Origin of the sequence: Coprococcus sp. TM115-187, assembly GCF_027679115.1 — a bacterium.
GTDB lineage: Bacteria > Bacillota > Clostridia > Lachnospirales > Lachnospiraceae > Allocoprococcus > Allocoprococcus comes.
Genome location: NZ_JAQEKS010000061.1, coordinates 1 through 712, shown reverse-complemented (window position 1 = coordinate 712; position 712 = coordinate 1). Strand labels below are relative to the sequence as shown.

General features: G+C 33.4%; 1 protein-coding gene. It reads right to left on the bottom strand.

All coding sequences use genetic code 11. The features are described 5' to 3' along the window. Positions 1–91: 91 nt before the first annotated feature. On the bottom strand, positions 92–712 hold a 621-nt coding region (locus PGW42_RS15805), incomplete at its 5' end, for an ATP-binding cassette domain-containing protein (RefSeq protein WP_270235198.1).

Genomic DNA, 712 nt, shown 5'->3' with positions numbered 1-712 from the left:
TTCTTTACTATCTAACAGCAATATGCTACTTAAAAGGAGATTGAATATTCCAATTCCCCAAAAATACCAACTGTGAAACAACTTATATAACTCAGTTTTTAGGAGATTTGACATCTTTTGTTCCTCCTATTTTGCTCAAAAAATAGTCCTCCAAAGTATCGCCAGATACAGAAAGTCCTGTTACAAGAATGTGCGATTCTGCCAAAGCAGACGCAACTGTCTCTAAATCATTCAAATAATCATACAAACGAATTATGCCATCTGGCATTAGTTTAAAGTTATCTGTATGAAGATTCTCTTCCAAAACCAGAACCGTTTTCTGAACATCTGTTGTTTTAATAGCTATATGTCGTTTACACCGTTCATTTAATTCATAATCAGAAATCTCTTCTATAATTTTTCCATGGTCAATCAGAATAAATTCTGATGCTGTTTGATACAATTCTTCTAAGATATGGCTTGAAACCAAAATGGTCATACCATATTCTTTATTCAAAATTTTCAATAAATTTCTGATTTCTACAATTCCAGCAGGGTCAAGACCATTGATAGGCTCGTCTAAAATCAATAGTTCTGGTGTATTTAAAAGTGCAATCGCTATCCCCAATCGTTGACGCATACCTAATGAAAAATTGCGGACACTCTTTTTACCTGTATCTTGCAATCCAACCATATCTAATGTCCTTTTAATAACTGATTTATCTGGTATGCC